This is a genomic window from Collinsella sp. LCP19S3_H3 (genome assembly GCF_052119145.1).
GTDB lineage: Bacteria > Actinomycetota > Coriobacteriia > Coriobacteriales > Coriobacteriaceae > Collinsella.
Window position 1 is genome coordinate 58,515 of the sequence record NZ_JBQKFW010000009.1, and the last position, 16,371, is coordinate 74,885.

The 16,371-nt window shown below is 59.4% G+C and carries 16 protein-coding genes; 5 read left to right on the forward strand and 11 right to left on the reverse strand.

Annotation, left to right across the window (positions count from 1 at the left end; translation table 11 throughout):
• Positions 1 to 38: 38 nt before the first annotated feature.
• The gene (gene dapD / locus ACTQZF_RS06180; RefSeq protein ID WP_154517324.1) at positions 39 to 758 is read left to right on the forward strand and encodes a 2,3,4,5-tetrahydropyridine-2,6-dicarboxylate N-acetyltransferase; all 720 of its coding nucleotides are present in this window, start codon (positions 39 to 41) and stop codon (positions 756 to 758) included.
• A gap of 222 nt (positions 759 to 980) precedes the next feature.
• Here the strand turns inward: dapD and ACTQZF_RS06185 are convergent, their stop codons facing one another.
• The 6 genes from ACTQZF_RS06185 to ACTQZF_RS06210 all read right to left on the reverse strand — a co-directional run bounded on the left by ACTQZF_RS06185 (position 981) and on the right by ACTQZF_RS06210 (position 7,347).
• Positions 981 to 1,325 carry a type II toxin-antitoxin system RelE family toxin gene (locus ACTQZF_RS06185; RefSeq protein WP_441554823.1) on the reverse strand — a complete coding sequence of 115 codons (345 nt, stop codon included), beginning with the start codon at positions 1,323 to 1,325 and terminating at the stop codon, positions 981 to 983.
• Complete coding sequence (locus ACTQZF_RS06190) at positions 1,322 to 1,744, reverse strand: hypothetical protein (protein ID WP_441554824.1); 423 nt, start codon at positions 1,742 to 1,744, stop codon at positions 1,322 to 1,324. The genes ACTQZF_RS06185 and ACTQZF_RS06190 overlap by 4 nt, the downstream gene beginning before the upstream one ends.
• A 12-nt stretch (positions 1,745 to 1,756) precedes the next feature.
• Entirely contained in the window at positions 1,757 to 2,761 is a 1,005-nt protein-coding gene (locus ACTQZF_RS06195; RefSeq protein ID WP_118377194.1) for a nucleoid-associated protein, read from the reverse strand.
• Positions 2,762 to 2,933: 172 nt separating this feature from the next.
• Positions 2,934 to 3,884, reverse strand: coding sequence for an L-lactate dehydrogenase (locus tag ACTQZF_RS06200; protein WP_441554825.1), 951 nt, complete (start codon positions 3,882 to 3,884; stop codon positions 2,934 to 2,936).
• 201 nt (positions 3,885 to 4,085) lie between these two features.
• Positions 4,086 to 5,249, reverse strand: coding sequence for a pyridoxal phosphate-dependent aminotransferase (locus tag ACTQZF_RS06205; protein ID WP_154517336.1), 1,164 nt, complete (start codon positions 5,247 to 5,249; stop codon positions 4,086 to 4,088).
• Positions 5,250 to 5,367: 118 nt separating this feature from the next.
• Positions 5,368 to 7,347, reverse strand: a complete 1,980-nt coding sequence (locus ACTQZF_RS06210; protein WP_441554826.1) for an NAD(+) synthase — start codon at positions 7,345 to 7,347, stop codon at positions 5,368 to 5,370.
• 203 nt (positions 7,348 to 7,550) lie between these two features.
• On the opposite strand from ACTQZF_RS06210, the gene ACTQZF_RS06215 reads away from it, so the two are divergent.
• Positions 7,551 to 8,504: a hypothetical protein gene (locus ACTQZF_RS06215; protein WP_441554827.1), complete on the forward strand. Its 954-nt coding sequence runs from the start codon at positions 7,551 to 7,553 to the stop codon at positions 8,502 to 8,504.
• Positions 8,505 to 8,642: 138 nt separating this feature from the next.
• Positions 8,643 to 9,950: a hypothetical protein gene (locus ACTQZF_RS06220; protein ID WP_441554828.1), complete on the forward strand. Its 1,308-nt coding sequence runs from the start codon at positions 8,643 to 8,645 to the stop codon at positions 9,948 to 9,950.
• Positions 9,951 to 10,011: 61 nt separating this feature from the next.
• Here ACTQZF_RS06220 and ettA read toward each other — a convergent pair whose 3' ends face one another.
• From ettA to ACTQZF_RS06235, 3 genes are all read right to left on the reverse strand, one after another.
• Entirely contained in the window at positions 10,012 to 11,691 is a 1,680-nt protein-coding gene (gene ettA, locus ACTQZF_RS06225) for an energy-dependent translational throttle protein EttA (protein WP_441554829.1), read from the reverse strand.
• Between the two features lie 184 nt (positions 11,692 to 11,875).
• Positions 11,876 to 12,577, reverse strand: a complete 702-nt coding sequence (locus ACTQZF_RS06230) for an SdpI family protein (RefSeq protein WP_427718513.1) — start codon at positions 12,575 to 12,577, stop codon at positions 11,876 to 11,878.
• The gene (locus tag ACTQZF_RS06235; RefSeq protein ID WP_154517353.1) at positions 12,570 to 12,848 is read right to left on the reverse strand and encodes an autorepressor SdpR family transcription factor; all 279 of its coding nucleotides are present in this window, start codon (positions 12,846 to 12,848) and stop codon (positions 12,570 to 12,572) included. The genes ACTQZF_RS06230 and ACTQZF_RS06235 overlap by 8 nt, the downstream gene beginning before the upstream one ends.
• A gap of 300 nt (positions 12,849 to 13,148) precedes the next feature.
• On the opposite strand from ACTQZF_RS06235, the gene ACTQZF_RS06240 reads away from it, so the two are divergent.
• Both ACTQZF_RS06240 and ACTQZF_RS06245 read left to right on the forward strand, forming a co-directional pair.
• Positions 13,149 to 13,946 (forward strand): tRNA threonylcarbamoyladenosine dehydratase, encoded by a 798-nt coding sequence (locus tag ACTQZF_RS06240; RefSeq protein ID WP_441554830.1) that lies wholly within the window; start codon positions 13,149 to 13,151, stop codon positions 13,944 to 13,946.
• Positions 13,947 to 13,960: 14 nt separating this feature from the next.
• Positions 13,961 to 14,743 carry a TatD family hydrolase gene (locus ACTQZF_RS06245; protein ID WP_441063760.1) on the forward strand — a complete coding sequence of 261 codons (783 nt, stop codon included), beginning with the start codon at positions 13,961 to 13,963 and terminating at the stop codon, positions 14,741 to 14,743.
• 60 nt (positions 14,744 to 14,803) lie between these two features.
• On the opposite strand, the gene ACTQZF_RS06250 is transcribed toward ACTQZF_RS06245, so the two are convergent.
• Both ACTQZF_RS06250 and ACTQZF_RS06255 read right to left on the reverse strand, forming a co-directional pair.
• Positions 14,804 to 15,463 carry an HAD family hydrolase gene (locus tag ACTQZF_RS06250; protein WP_370450635.1) on the reverse strand — a complete coding sequence of 220 codons (660 nt, stop codon included), beginning with the start codon at positions 15,461 to 15,463 and terminating at the stop codon, positions 14,804 to 14,806.
• 64 nt (positions 15,464 to 15,527) lie between these two features.
• Positions 15,528 to 16,370 carry a Cof-type HAD-IIB family hydrolase gene (locus tag ACTQZF_RS06255; RefSeq protein WP_441536801.1) on the reverse strand — a complete coding sequence of 281 codons (843 nt, stop codon included), beginning with the start codon at positions 16,368 to 16,370 and terminating at the stop codon, positions 15,528 to 15,530.
• Position 16,371: the final 1 nt, after the last annotated feature.

Below are 16,371 nucleotides of genomic sequence, written 5' to 3' on the forward strand. Positions count from 1 at the left end.
CAGGTATCAACCGGATCCACCCAAAGGAGAGACCGCAAATGAGCAACGCAGCCGAAATGGATGCACAGGAGATTATCAACTATATCGCCACCGCGCCCAAGAAGACGCCCGTCAAGCTGTACGTGCGCGAAAAGCCGGGCATGAAGGTCCAGTGGGGCAATGCGCATGTATATGGCGGCCGCCGTGGAAAGACTGTATTTGGCGACTGGGATGAGCTCAAGGCAATCCTCGACGCCAACGTCGATTCCATCGACTACTACGATGTGGAGAACGACTGCCGCAACTCCGCCGTGCCCATGCTCGACCTCAAGGGCATCAACGCCCGCATCGAGCCGGGTGCGATCATCCGCGACCGCGTCGAGATCGGCGACCGTGCCGTCATCATGATGGGCGCCATCATCAACATCGGCTCCGTCATTGGCGAAGGCTCCATGATCGATATGGGCGCCGTGCTGGGCGGTCGCGCCACCGTGGGCAAGAACTGCCACATCGGCGCCGGCACCGTGCTGGCAGGCGTCGTGGAGCCCGCCAGCGCCACGCCCGTCATCATCGAGGACGACGTTATGATCGGCGCCAATGCTGTGGTCCTGGAAGGCGTGCGCGTGGGCAAGGGTGCTGTCGTTGCCGCCGGCGCCGTGTGCGTCGAGGACGTCCCCGCCGGCGCCGTGGTCGCCGGTGTCCCCGCCCGCGTTATCAAGATGCGCGACGAGAAGACCGACAGCAAGACCGGTCTCGAGGAAGGCCTGCGCCAGCTCTAATAGTTACGCGGTTTTACCAAACCGCGTAACTTGTCGACGCTCCAAACGACCCAGAGCGGCAATCTGACGTTCAATCGTCGGGCATGACCAGAAGGTCAATGCCCTCCTCTTTCACGTCACCTTGCTCGCTCTGGGTCGTTTTCGCTGACGTATGCGCAACCTGCAACGTGATTAAGCCCCAAGTAAAAAGGCCGAAGCCCTCGTCCGAGGCTTCGGCCTTCCCTATCTCAGGGCTCCGTCGTATTCAACCATGGCGGGTTGCTTTGACAGGCGCCCTACGGCCGTCTTATAGACCTCGGAACGATCGCGCCGCCCTATTGCTACAATCTCGGCAATCTCAACCATTCCGTCCTCTCGGATTCGGAAAACCATTTTGAGTCCCGCATTCCGCCATTTAATCTTTTTGAAGCCGGCGAGCTCGCCGTGAAGCGGCGTTCCGATTTCATCAGCGCGCGTCTTTAATTTTGCGACGGCAATACGGACGAGCCTGCGCTGGGATCCATCTAGTTTTTGATATTCCTTCTCGACGTCTCGATTCAAAAAGCCGACAACAAAATGCCCGCTCATTCGAAAAGGCCCTCATCGGGAATCGCGTCCGGATCCATCGACTCAAGCTCCGCGAGGTCCTCGGCAGTTAAGGCGTCCTCAAACGGAACAAACTCATGCGGACCATGCTTGACTCGATCCGCAGCGATGCGATTTATCTCAAGTTCACGCAGATACTGCAGCGCGCCGTACATTTCCTCATAGGCAGCATAGTCGATAATCACGGTATCGATATCATTATGATCAGCAATGAACTGAGGCGCGCGTTTTGCGCGTTTACGAATGGTGGATAAGGACTTGCTTGCTTCGGTAGCAGAAACAACCTGGTCTTTTGTAAACACCGGTTTTTCCAGAACAAGTGGGGACATTTTGACCTCCAAAAAATAATCTGGATTATATTTCAAAGTATACTTCAAAATATAATCCAGACTTTTATTCAAAAGTTAAAAGCCTTATCGATTCTCGATGCTACCGATGTTTTTGAGCTCGATGGAGATGAGGCCGTTGGGCTCGTTGACGAACTCGATGTACTCGGAGTTTGAACCCATCTCGGCCGGGAAGCTGATCTCGATGCCCGTGTCGGTACGAATCTTATGATTGCGTACGGCCGCTCGCTCGACCTGCTTGCGCTCCACGGGCACGCGCTCGGGCACCTTCTCCTCGGTCAGCGCCGCACGCACGCTCTCCTTGATGACCGGCTCGTCCTCAAAGACCTCATCGACGATATCCCACGGCGGCAGTTCTTCGTCATCCTCAACCTTCTCGGCAACGGCAGCCTTAACCTTGGCGAGCGCTACGGCCGTGTTGGCGCCGTGCTCCTCGGCGACTTCCTCGACCACGCGCGTCACCGTGTCGATGACCTCCTTACCCGAAACCCCCGTGTCGCACTGCAGCAGGCCGTCGGGAATGAGCATGCGGTCCTCGCCGGCAATCTTGCGCTTCTTATCCACGTAGCCGATCTCCATGGTGCTTGCACGCACGATGGCATAGCTCGGCACCTTTTGCGAGGGGTTTGGCAAAATGGCGTAGTGGCGCGCGATGTCGTTACGAACCTCGCCCTCTTCGCGACCCACCTCGTGCATGAATGCCTGCTTGGAGCCCAGCAGCATCACGGCAAACCAGCGGGCATCTTCATCATCGTCAAAGTCCGCCACAAGCACGTCAGTGGACTCGGCTTTCTCGGCTTTGGTGAGCTCGGAAGAGATAAACTCCGCGATCTGCTGAGACAAATCCACGAACTCACGCTCACCAAAGAAATAGCCCTTGAGCTCGCCGCCAAACGCAGAGTTCTCCGCAAACGTGGCGCGCTTATTGTCGGCCGAGGTACGTGCGCGGCGCAGATGCGTGGTCACAAAGCTGCGCACGGTACGGCTTTCGATATCCAGCTCGCGCTGGCTCATGACGTTGACGGCAGAGTCAAAGTCCAGGATATGCAGAATCGCGTGATTGATTTTCATATACGGCATTCCGTTCTAGATCGCTTTTGGCACGAACCAGTATAGCGGTCGAGTCCGCCCCAGGCGCATCGAAGATTGATGCAAACAAGCCTGTCCCCTTTGCATAAAAAAGCGCCCGGGTCACATGGGCCCGGACGCCTTCATTGTAGCTTTTCGCTCTAGCGAGCTTGATTTAGCAGGAAAAGTCGACGCTGTCGATAATGTCCTTGAGGGCCTTTGCGGAGGCGGTGAGCTCATGCTGCTCGTCATCGTTCAGCGGCACGGGGACGCGGCAGACAACGCCGTCGCGACCAACGACGGTCGGCATGGAGATGGCCAGATCGGACAGGCCGTACTCGCCCACCATGAGCGAGGAGACGGGCAGAACGGTCTGCTCGTCACGCATGACGGCAGTGCAGATGCGCTTTACCGCCATAGCGACACCGTAGTAGGTGGCGTGCTTCTTCTCGATGATGGTGTAGGCGGAGTTCTTGACGTCCTCGGCAATGCGCTTCTCGGCAGCCTCATGCTCCAGGTGGCCATGAAGCTCGCAGAAGGTGTTCAGCGGCACGCCGGCAACCTGAGCGCTGGACCAGGCGACAAACTCGGAGTCGCCGTGCTCGCCCATGACATAGGCCTGAACGTCGCGCGGGTCAACCTCGACGTGGGCGCCGAGCATTTGCTGTAGACGGCCGGTGTCGAGCACGGTGCCGGAGCCGATGACATGGCCCTCGGGCAGACCGGACATCCTGATGGCGGCGTAGGTCAGAACGTCGACCGGGTTGGAGACGATGAGCAGAATGCCGTCGAAGCCAGACTTCTTAATCTCGGGAATAATGGACTTAAAGATGCCGACGTTCTTGTTGACCAGGTCCAGGCGGGTCTCACCGGGCTTCTGAGCAGCGCCAGCGGTGACGACGATCATGGCGGCGTCGGCGACATCAGAATAATCGCCGGCGTAGATCTTCATCGGCTCGGCAAACGTCATGCCGTGCGCAATATCCAGGGCCTCGCCCTCGGCGCGGTTCTTGTCCACGTCGATGAGAACCATCTCGGAGAACAGACCACTCTGCATCAGCGCGAACGCCGAAGACGAACCGACGAAACCGCAGCCGACAATAGCGACCTTCTTCTCGTTAACCATTAGAAACTCCCATCTCTCTCCACAAACAAGCCGCCCGGGAACGACCCGAGCGGCTTGACGTAATCCCAATGCATCCAATCGGGACTTTGATTATGCTCCTATACGCAGCCAAAAATCGACCGTTTACCGAAATTGTTTGCAGGATTCGTAAAATAACTGCACGAAATCGGTTTCGAGCTATTGACGAGCCCAAATAGCCTTCTAATACAGGCCCGCCTCGCGGATGGCCTCGACAGCCAAAGCGATCTGATCGGGCGGCAGGACCAGCGCCATGCGCACGTGCCCCTCGCCCGAAGGGCCAAAGCTCGCGCCCGGCGTCACCACAACGCCGGCCTTCTCCATAAGCTCCTCGCAAAACGCCATGGAATCGGTGCGGCCACCGGGAAGCTTGGCCCACACAAACATAGAGCCATGCGCGTTGGGACGCTCCCAGCCCAGGTCCTCAAGACCGTCGCACAGGGCATCGCGGCGCTCCTGGTACTTCAGACGTTGCGCCTCGACCTCATCGCGCGGACCATTGAGGCAGGCGATGGCGGCCTTCTGAATCGGGAAGAACATGCCAAAGTCGATCTGGCTGCGCAGCTTGGCAAAGGCAGAGACCACATCCTCACGGCCGACCAAAAAGCCGATGCGCGCACCGGTGACGTTAAACGACTTGGAAAGCGAGAAGAATTCCACGCCCACCTCGAGCGCGCCGGGATACTGCAAGAAACTGCCGCCGGGCTCGCCGTCAAACACGATGTCGGAGTACGCGTTGTCATGGACAATCAGCAGGTCGTGCTCGCGGGCGAAGGCGATGATCTCCTCGTAGACCTCGGGCGTGCCCACCGAGCCCACCGGGTTGGCGGGCAACGACACGATCATGTACTTGGCACGATCGGCCACCTCGGGATCGATGCCCGCCACATAGGGCAGGTAATTGTGCTCCGCCACCAGCGGATAGTACTCGAGCTTGGCATCGGCGATCTTCGCGCCCGCCTCAAAGACCGGATAGCACGGATCGGGAACCAGAATGGTGTCACCCGGATCGAGCAGGGCCAGGCCCAAATGACCCACGCCCTCCTGCGTGCCGTTGCACGACTGCACCATGGACGGCGTAATGCCCGAAACGCCAAAGCGACGCTCATAGTAATCGCACACGGCCTGCTTAAGCTCGGGCAGGTCGCGCAGGGAATACTTCCACATCTCGGGATTTTGGGCGGCCTGCGTGAGCGCCTCGACCACGTGGTCGTACGGCTTAAAGTCGGGCGTGCCCACGCTCATGTTGTAAATGGTCTTGCCCTGAGCCTTCAGCGCAAGAAGTTTGTTGTTGAGCGAGGCGAAGACCTCCGCGCCAAAGCGGTCGAGACGCTGCGATGCCTGCATGGTGCCACCTTTCGATATAAAAAATACGGCGCTCCGACAAGAGCGCCGCGCGATACGGGCCATCAGATTGCAAAAGTGTAACGCTTGCAACCCCCGTATTGGTTCACTTTAGCCAACCTTAGTCAATTGGATTGAGCGCGTCGATCCGCGCAAGCCACAGACGCGAGCTGGCGTCACTCGGCATACGCCAATCGCCGCGCGGGCTGAGCGTCACCGAGCCCACCTTGGGACCATCGGGCAGACAGCTGCGCTTAAACTGCTGGGCAAAGAAGCGACGATAGAACGTACGCAACCACGTGTGGACGGTCTTGGCGTCATAGACACCCTCAAAGCTCTTGAGCGCCATACGGTAGATCTTGCCCGGCTCAAAGCCAAAACGCAGCAGGTAATAGAGGAAGTAATCGTGCAGCTCGTACGGGCCCACCAAATCCTCGGTCTTCTGAGCAATCTCACCGTCGCCCGTGGGCGGCAGAAGCTCGGGGGACACCGGCGTATCGAGGATATCGAGCAAGACCTCGGCAATACGCCCGCCAAAGACATCAGCGGCATAACGTACCAGATGGCGCACAAGCGTCTTGGGCACGCTCGCGTTGACGGCGTACATGCTCATGTGGTCGCCGTTATAGGTAGCCCAGCCAAGCGCCAGCTCTGACAGGTCGCCCGTGCCGATAACAAAACCGCCAGCCTGGTTGGCCAGATCCATCAGAATCTGCGTACGCTCGCGGGCCTGGCTGTTCTCGTAGGTCACGTCCTGAACTGCCGGGTCGTGCTCAATGTCCTTGAAGTGCTGCTCCACGGCCGTGTGGATCGAAACCTCGCGGAAGCTCACGCCCAGGTCGCGGGCAAGCGACTCGGCATTGGACTTGGTACGACGCGTCGTGCCAAAGCCGGGCATGGACACGGCTGTGATACCGGTGCGCGGCAGCCCCAGCGCATCGAAGGCACGCACGGTCACAAGCAGTGCCAGCGTGGAATCCAGGCCGCCCGAAAGACCGATGACTGCAGCCTTGGTACCCGTATGGGCAAGGCGAGTCTTGAGGCCGGCAGTCTGCAGATTGAGGATCGTCTCGCAGCGCCCGGCCAGGTCACCATGGTCGGCCGGCACAAAGGGCGCGCGGGGGAAGACACGGTCGATGTCGAGCGCATCGCGCAGGACAGGTTCTTCGGCCAGCACGCCCTCAAACGAAAACTCAACGGTCGTGGCCTCCGGCGCATCGTCCGCGCGCGTCCACGTGGTCGAACGACGACGCTCGGCAACCAGACGGTCGAGGTCAACGTCGGCCACCGCCATATCGCAGGTGAGGAGCTTCGTGGCGGCGAGCTTCGAACCGTTTTCGTAGACGAGGTTCTCGCCTGCAAAGACCATGTCGGTCGTGGACTCGCCCTCGCTCGCGTCTGCATAGGCATAGGCACAGTACAAGCGCGCACTCTGATTGGAGATGAGGCTGCGGCGATAGTCTGCCTTACCGATAATCTCGTCCGAAGCCGACGGATTGAGGATCACCGTCGCACCGGCAAGCGCCATCTCGGTCGAAGGGGGCGCCGGCACCCACAGATCCTCGCAGACCTCAACGCCCAGCACCAAATCCTCGGCGCCCTCATCACAGCAGCGGTAGACAAGCCCCGAACCCAGCGGAACCGGACCCTGACCGGCAAACTCAACCCACACGGGATCGGCGGGCGCCGGAGCAAACCAACGGCGCTCATAGAACTCGCCATAGTTGGGCAGATACTTCTTGGCCGTGAGGCCCAAAAGCTCGCCCGCGCAGCACACGGCGGCACAGTTGTAGATATTCTCGGCCACCGCAACGGGAAGACCGATGGTAAAGACAATCGGCAGCTCGCGGGTTTCATCGAGAATGTGTGCCAGTGCGGTCTCGCAGGTATGCAGTAATGTGCGGTTATGGAACAGATCAGCCGCGGTATAGCCGCACAGATTAAGCTCGGGCAGCACCAGAGCACGGACACCGCGCTCGACCGCCTCGCGAACAGCCGCCAGCGCAACCTCGGCATTGCCCTCGACATCGGCCACGCGAATCCGCGGCGAGGCCGCCGCCACACGCAAAAAGCCATCAGACTGAGAAAGGTGAAGATTCATAAGAATGCTCCCGTGCGTAGACGCCATTCACAACAATTAGCAAGCCCTATTGTAGTTCAACCGCCGGGTGTAACCGCATCCCACCAATTTGGTGAGCTATTGATGAGTTGATGGTATCTGTTAAATGTCACGTACGATTCACATCTGGTGGGTACCCTGATGGCTACACGAAACGAAGCAGATTTACACCGGGAGGGCCCCGTATGACAACCAAGTACACCGACGCGCCGCGCACGCGCGTCATGACACCGGCCGCGCTCAACAACGGCGTTCACGAAAACCATTCCATCGGACAGACCATGGCCATCGCGCCCAAAAAGGGCCTGTTCGACGACATTTCCATTCCCCAAATCATCGCCGGCGCCGCAGCTGCCGCCACGAGCGTCGCACTTGCTTCCAAGATCGGCATCGCCGGATCGGTGATCGGTGCCGCCGTGAGCTCGGTCATCACCGTTGTGTCCTCGCAGGTCTACCGCCACTTTATCTCTGCCAGCGCCAACGCCCTCAAAGGTACGCACGCCGCCGTCGACTACCCTGCCGGCGCCTATGAGCCCGTTGACCTTAATGCCGAGGAGCACCTGGGCGGCGCCGCGACTACGCAGGAGATGCGCCAGGTTGCGGGACGCGCGACCACGGCGCGCGTCGCCCCCAACAGTCTGCGTGCCAAGGCGGCGGCAGAGCGCAGCCAGACGCAAAAGAAGGTCATCGTCTTCTCGATCGCCATCGCCATCGTCGCGGTCATCGCCTGCGCCGGCGCCATCCTTATCACCACCGCCGGTGAAGGTCTAGGCGAGCGCCCCGAGCCAATCCTATCGTCGCGCACGACCGAGCACGACGCGGATAGCACTGGTCAATCGCAAAGCCAGCAGGACGACTCGCAGGACACCTCCGCATCCACCGATTCGTCCTCGAACGCCCCCGATCAGTCGCAGGGCGCCGATTCCTCTGTGAACAACAGCGGCACGCAATCCGGCACGACTGACTCAAGCCAAACGACCGATGGCTCTCAACCGAGCACGAGCGACCAGACGAGCGGCGATACATCGGGCACAAGCTCCACCGACAACAGCAACACCAATAGCTCGAACAGTTCGAGCGGATCCGCGTCCGGCACGCCATCTGACAGCTCGAGCCAAGGCACGGCATCGGGCAACTAGGCACGTTTGCCTCTCATAGATAACCGACCTGCATAACGGGCGCGAACCGGCAACGGTCGCGCCCGTTTGCCATGGGCGACGAGATGGCAAGCCCCATGCGATGGTAAGATGCTTTGGTGTGTATAGAGGAGATTTGCCATGAGCAAGACAATAGTTAAGCCCACACTATCGCTGGGCAACCACATCTATCTGTATCGCCTGCTGCGCGACGCGATTGGGTGCGGTAAACAAACGTTTATGACGCAGGTCGAGGAGGCACTCGCCGCTGGTGACATGGCCGCTTATGACCTGGGCTTCGAGTCCACGCGCGAGCTGCTCGAGGAGCTCGACGACTGTATTAAGCTGACCGTCTTTAAAGGCGGCCGCCTGTATGCCACCGTCATCGCCAACGAGGCCTGGGATGCCGCCCTTGCCAAAGGCGAGGACAAGCCCAAGGCTGCCAAGGGAGCCAAGCAGTCCTACAAAAAGAAAAAGCGCGGCGAAAAGGACCTCAAGGCCGTGCGCCCCAAGCACGTTAAGCGTCCCGAGCCAGAAGCCATGGTTGAAGCCGCGCCGGAACCCGAGCCCGAGGCAGAGATCGAAACCGCTATTGAGGTAACAGCAGAAGCCGAAGCCGAAATCGCCACCACGACCGATTCCAAAGTCATATCCGAGCAGGAAGCCACTGCGGAGCTCGACGAGGCTCCCAAGTCGACAACCGAAGAAGCCGCCAACCAACCCGAGACGCCTGCGTTCCAAAACAGCGATGTTTTTGGCGACGAGCCCGAGGACGATCAGTCCGACGAGCCCGACGATCAAGACGCTACCGAGTCGACGCCAGAGCCCGAGACGCCGCAGCCCGCCATCTCGCTCACGGTCGTCTATGACCCCGAGAACGCAAACGCCGGCATCACCACCATGGCATCCACGCCAGCCGAGGCAAAGCCATCTGTCGAGGCAGAGGATGCCCCGCGAGCCGATGCCAAAACCGAGACCGCAGACACGTCCGTCTCTGTGGAACCGACGGATTTCGCAGTTAAGCCGGAAACAGCGCCTGAGCCTGAGCCTGCCATCGAGTCCGTGCCCACCTCTGCTTGCGAGCAAATTCCCGCACCTGCACCGGCTTCGGCACCCGCAGCGGCCCCAACCCCCGCACTTGCAGCGCCCGCCATCCCCGAGGACTTCCCCGTCGATTTCACAACCGAGGTCTTCTGCCCCGGCCCATTGCTACACCAGCTGTCGACCTATCTCCCCTACGGCGCCGACACGCTCGGCATCGTCGGCGAGTACTACTGGATCGCCCGCGAGCGCGGTACCATCGAGGCCGCGCGAAACCGCGCAAGCTTCCCCCTGCGCTACACGCAGGCCGGCGAGCGCCACGAAGTCACCGTGCGCATCCGCCGCAACACCACCGGCGGTCTCGGAGCCGCCTGGGCCATCGACAAAGTCGAGCCTTCTACCAAGTAACAAATAGGGACGATAACCCTCAAGGTTATCGTCCCTTTCTCGTTAGGTCACCTGAGCTCGACTAATCACGCGTCAGCTTGCGGTGAATACGATGCGGCTGGGCTGCGTCCTCGCCCAGGCGCTCGATACGGTTGGCCTGATAGGCCTCGAAGTTGCCCTCGAACCAATACCAGTTGCCCGGATTCTCGTCGGTGCCCTCCCACGCCAGAATGTGCGTGGCGACGCGGTCCAGGAACATACGGTCGTGGCTAATGACCACCGAGCAGCCCGGGAACTCGAGCAGTGCCGCCTCGAGCGAGGACAGCGTCTCGACGTCGAGGTCGTTCGTGGGCTCGTCGAGGAGCAGCAGGTTGCCACCCTGCTTGAGCGTAAGCGCCAGGTTCAGACGGTTGCGCTCGCCACCGGAAAGTACGCCAGCGCGTTTCTGCTGGTCCTGGCCCTTAAAGCCAAAGCTCGCCACGTACGCGCGGCTGGGGACCTCGGTCTCGCCGACCATCATGTGGTCCAGGCCGTCCGAGACGACCTCCCACAGGTTCTTATCGGGGTCGATGCCGGAGCGGTTCTGATCGACATAGGAGATCTTGACGGTCTCGCCCACCTCGAGCTCGCCCGAAGTCAGCGGCTCCAGGCCCACGATGGTCTTGAACAGCGTGGTCTTGCCCACACCGTTGGGGCCGATGACGCCCACGATGCCGTTGCGCGGCAGGGTGAACGATAGGTCGTCGATGAGCACGCGACCGTCGAACTCCTTGTGCAGGTGATGGGCCTCGAGCACCTTGTTGCCCAAACGCGGGCCCACAGGGATGCGGATGTCGGTCCAGTCGAGCTTCTGGCTTGCGCGGGCCTCGGCCTCCATCTCCTCATAGCGAGCCAGACGGGCCTTGTTCTTGGCCTGACGGGCCTTGGGGCTGGAGCGTACCCACTCGAGCTCGGCCTCCATGCGCTTAGCGAGTTTGGCGTCGCGGTTGCCCTGAGCCTCGATACGCGCGGCCTTGGTCTCCAGATACGTGGAGTAGTTGCCCTTGTAGGGATAGAGGTGACCACGGTCGACCTCGCAGATCCACTCGGCAACGTTGTCCAGGAAGTAGCGATCGTGTGTGACGGCAAGCACCGCGCCCTGGTAGTTGTGCAGGAAGTGCTCGAGCCACAGGATCGACTCGGCGTCCAGGTGGTTGGTGGGCTCATCGAGCAGCAGCAGGTCGGGAGCCTCGAGCAGCAGCTTGCACAGGGCCACGCGACGGCGCTCGCCGCCGGAAAGCACATTGACCGGCATGTCGGAATCGGGCAGCTGCAGGGCATCCATAGCCTGGCCGAGCTTGGAATCGATATCCCAGCCGTCGGCGGCGTCGATCTCGTCCTGGAGCTTTCCCATCTCGGCCATGAGGGCATCCATGTCGCAGTCCGGGTCGCACATCTCCTCGCCGATCTTATTGAAGCGATCGACCCTGGCAATCATGTCGCCAAATGCCATGCGCACGTTCTCGATGACGGTCTTGTCGTCGTCGAGCGGCGGCTCCTGCTGCAGGATACCCACGGTGTAGCCGGGGGTAAGTCTGGCATCGCCGTTGGAGACTTCCTCGATGCCGGCCATGATCTTGAGCAGGGTCGACTTGCCCATACCGTTAGGGCCCACGACGCCGATCTTGGCACCGGGATAGAAGCTCAGGGTCACGTCGTCAAGGATCACCTTGTCGCCATGAGCCTTGCGAGCCTGATACATCTGGTAGATAAACTCTGCCATTTGCCTGTTTTATCCTTTCTACCTGCTGTTTCCCTATTCTTGTTTCGCTTTAGTGGAAACGAGATGAGAAAACCAGCTCTAAAACGTAACGAAAAAGGGGCACGGTTACCCATACCCCCTAATACTACCTGGGAAAAGTCCCCCGGAACATACTATGAACTGCGTACGCTAGTTTTCCGCAACCTTAACGAGCAGCTCGCTGCGATTTGCGCCACAGCAGATACGAGTAGACGTAGACGACTCCGACAGAACCAAACGCCAGAACCGCAATCACCGCGGCGACAACTTCACTTGAAAGCACGCTACCCGCAACGCCCATCACAATCAGACCAACACCCAGCACCATAAAGCAGGCACCGCCAAAACGCTGCGTACGGCGCCAGTTCTCGGGATCGGCAAGCGCCCAGGGCGTCTTGATACCGAGCGTATAGTTCTGCTTCACACGCGGCAAGTAGTTGCCTACGCCAATGAACAGCAAACCGACAGCACCGGAAATCAGCACGTTGACCGAACCGACCGCCGGCACCACGCCCCAGACCGTAAGCTCTCCCAGCCAGCTTATACCACAAATGAACAGGGTGAAGGCGATTACGAAGCCCTGATAGAACTTGCCCGAGGTTCGATATGCCTCACCTTTGGGATCGATGCGCGGCACCACGTAGAACATTGCGAGAAGCACCAGGGGCAGCACGCCGTGCGCGGAGGCCATCCAGCTGGGACCCCAACCGTCAACGCCGTTCGCGCCCCAGTGCGTGGGAATCTGCGCAGGCAAGCTCGGCATCACCATAAGGTGCGCTACGATATTGGCGACGCACAGAGCGACCAGCGCGATCCACACGCGTGGCGATACCCCCGTGGCGTGAATGCCCTTGTTTTCGTTATTCATCCTTATCACCTTCAGTGTTTGTAAAGCCCATAAACCAACCGATCAAGTCCTGCATGACGGTGGTGTTTAAGCTGTAAACGATGTTTTGGCCATGACGTTCATCGGTCACCAACCCGGCGTTTTTGAGCGTCGCCAAATGATGGCTCAACGACGGCTTGCTGATGTCAAAATGCTCGGCAAGCTCCCCAGCCGTGCGGTCGCCCTCGCGTAGTAGTTCCAAAATGCGCCGCCGCGTAGGATCGGCCAGCGCTTTAAAACCCTCTCCCGGCATAGGACCTCCTCTCAGTATTTCGTTCGACGCGCACACTATACTCGATATTTAAATGTTTGTCTAATTATCTAATCTTATACTCAAAAAAATAGCCGCCCCCGCGTAATGCGAAGACGGCCACTTCTCACGCCATAAACGTGTTTCGGAGTTGGCTAACCCGCGGCAACGGGCGCCATCTGCTTCAATCTTATGCGAATCCCGATCCCATTTCAACAAACCCCAAGGGTTCAAATGGAATCGTGATAATACCTATAATGGCGATAGCTAAAACACGATTCGCTTCCCCATCGGAGGATATTTATGACCGAAACCGCTGCCGCAGCCGCCATCGAGACACGCGACACCAAGCTCGAGATCATCATGGGCCGCGAGGCACTCGATAAGCTCGCCGATGCTACGGTGCTGGTGCTCGGCTGCGGAGGTGTGGGCTCCAATTGCTGCGAGGCACTCGCCCGCGGCGGCATCGGTCATTTCGTCATTCTGGACAAGGACATCATCGCGCCCAGCAACATCAATCGCCAGGCCATCGCCTTTCACAGCACCATCGGCAAGCGCAAGGTGGACGTGATGGAAGCCATGATTCGCGATATCAATCCCGCCGCCACCGTTATCAAGCGCACCGAATACCTGTTGAGCGACAACATCGACGAGTTCTTTGCGAGCGTTTTTGAGCAGACGGACGGCAAGCTCGATTACGTCGTCGACGCCATCGACACCATCTCGGCCAAGCTCACCATTGCCAAATATGCTCAGGACCACGACATTCGTTTGGTTAGTTCCATGGGCGGGGCTAACAAGCTCCATCCCGAGTGCCTCCGCTTTGCCGACATCTTCGATACGGTACGTGACCCCATGAGCCGCATTATGCGCAAAGAATGTAAGAAGCGCGGAATCAAGAGCCTACATGTATTGTTTAGCTGCGAGGAATCGGTTAAGACACAGCCCCGCGACCCTTCCAACATCCACGAGCGTACCGAGCTGGGAACCGCCAGCTTTATGCCGCCCATCATGGGTCAGATGATTGCTGGCGAGGTTATCCGCCAGATCAGTGGGCGCGGCACCGAGCACGTGCGCGCCGATGGCCAGCGCCTGGACTAGCGGAGCGCGCCGAGATGGAGCCCCGGTTAATTGATGCACACTGCCATCTTGATTTGATGGCTTACCCGAATGCTGTTGCCGACGAAACTGCGGCTATAGGGCTGGGGGTCTTTGATTGCGGGGTCGACCCGCGCGACTTCGCGGCAGCAAAAAAGCGGGCCAGCCGTTACCCAAACATTATCGCGGGCGTTGGCCTCCATCCCTGGTGGCTCGCCGACGGCCGCTGCGGTCCTGCCGAAGTCAATCTGCTTTGCAAAGTTGCTGCCCAAGAGCGCTATATCGGCGAAGTCGGACTCGACTTTTCCGCGCGCTTTGCCGGAAGCGAACCGCTGCAAATACAGGCACTTGACCGGCTCTGCGATGCGCTCGTGCAGTGTCCTCTTGCCGGGCGCGTAATATCGATTCACGCCGTTCGTTCGGCAGGAGCCGTACTGGACGTCCTCGAATCGCATGGTCTACTCATCCCAAGCCCCGACTCCCCCGCTATCATCTTCCACTGGTTTAGCGGCACTTCGGACGAACTCGTCCGCGCGCGTAATGTGGGCTGCTATTTTTCCGTGAACGATCGTATGCTCGCCACCAAGCGCGGTCGCGAATACGCACGACAGATTCCGCTCGACCGCTTACTGCTCGAGACCGATGCACCAGCGGAGGCAAACACAGAAACAAGCGCGCAGTCGCTCATCAAATCGCTCACAAGGACCTCGATGCGCATTGCCTCACTCAAAAACTGTGACGCAAAGCGCATCGAATCGGCAGTTTTAGCAAATGCGCACTCTATTTTTGGCCTTCGCTAGCCCCTGTATGCAAAAAGACGACAACGATACCATTATGACGGTAGACGTGCCGTCCAAGTCCTACGCAAGCTCCAGCAACTCCGGCAGCTGGTCGATAATCTTGTCCGCGGCATCTTGGCTAAAGCCGAAGCGTTCCTCGCGCTTGGCAATGACCGTCAGGCCGGCTCGCTTGCCGGCAGTGATACCAGGCACCGAATCCTCAACGCAGCAGCAGCGATTCGCGGGAAGTCCCAGCAGGTCCAGCGCATGCAGGTAGATGTCGGGCTCGGGCTTGCTCTCCTTAAACTGCTCGCCGCTCACCACATACTCAAAGGCATCCGACAGCCCGCACGCATTGAGCACTTCCTCGATGCTATCCATGGGAGACGAGCTGGCAAGCGCCACGCGAACGCCGCGGCGCGGCAGCTCTCGAATCGTATCCACGGCGCCTGGGTTAATCAAAGCCTGATAGTCGCGCGGACGCTTATGCGCCCACTCGTCCCAACGGGCCAACGCTTCCTCGCCAGTGAAATGCCCCTTACCGGCGCGCTCAAACCAATCGACCAGCATATGCAGGAAGAACTGATGTGAGGTACCGATCTGCCCGTTCAACTCCTCTTGAGTCAGGTTAAGCCCAAGCTCCTTGGCAAACGCGGCAGTCTCGCTCAGGTAGTAATACTCGGTATCGACAATGACGCCGTCCATGTCAAAGATAACGGCGTCGAACGGAAATGCGGACACGGCACCCTCCCTAACAAAAGGGCGCCTGTAAGCAGGCGCCCGAACCATGCATTAATCGGCGATTCTAACCCAGCAGCTTATCCAGCGCCACCGCAATGCCGTCTTCGTTGTTATTGGCAGTCACCATCTGGGCCACGGCCTTAACCTCGTCAACCGCGTTGCCCATGGCAACACCGGTGCCGGCCCACTCAATCATGGACTTGTCGTTCTGGCCGTCGCCAAACGAGACGACCTCGCTGGCATCGATGCCGAGCTTGGGCAGGGCACCCTCGAGCGCGCGGGCCTTGTCGATACCGGGAGCCGTAAACTCAAAGTACCAGTCGGCCGTAAACATACCCGAAAGCTTCTGAGTAAAGGGCGCATACATCTCCTCGTGATGCGCTTGCAGATAGGCCGGGTCGCCCGCAGTGAGCAGCTTGTCCACGGGATAAGTGTCCACGACCTCATGCAGGCTCTCCACCTCGCGAATCTTAAGATCGCACGCGTCGCGCTCATACTTGACGATATTCTTCTGCGAGCCATCCGGCAGCGTAATCATGCAGCGGTACGAGTCCTCGACGTGCAGATCGCGACCAAGCGAAATCATAGGGATCACGTCAAAATTACGCAGATGATCAATCAGACGGTGCAGTTCGTCAGCCGGCATGGCCTGGTCAAAAAGGACCTCATCGGTCTGAGCGTCGACCACATGCGCGCCATTAAAGGCCACCAGCAGACCGTCATGGTTATGAAGGTCGAGCTCCTGCGCCAAGGCGTGCAGCCCCCATGCGGGACGGCCCGAAGCCAAAATGAGCTTAATGCCCGACTCCTGCGCCGCGAGCAGCTTCTCGCGCGTACGCGGGCTGATGACCTTTTGGTCGTTGGTGAGCGTACCGTCGATATCCATTGCGATGGCTTTGATTGCCATA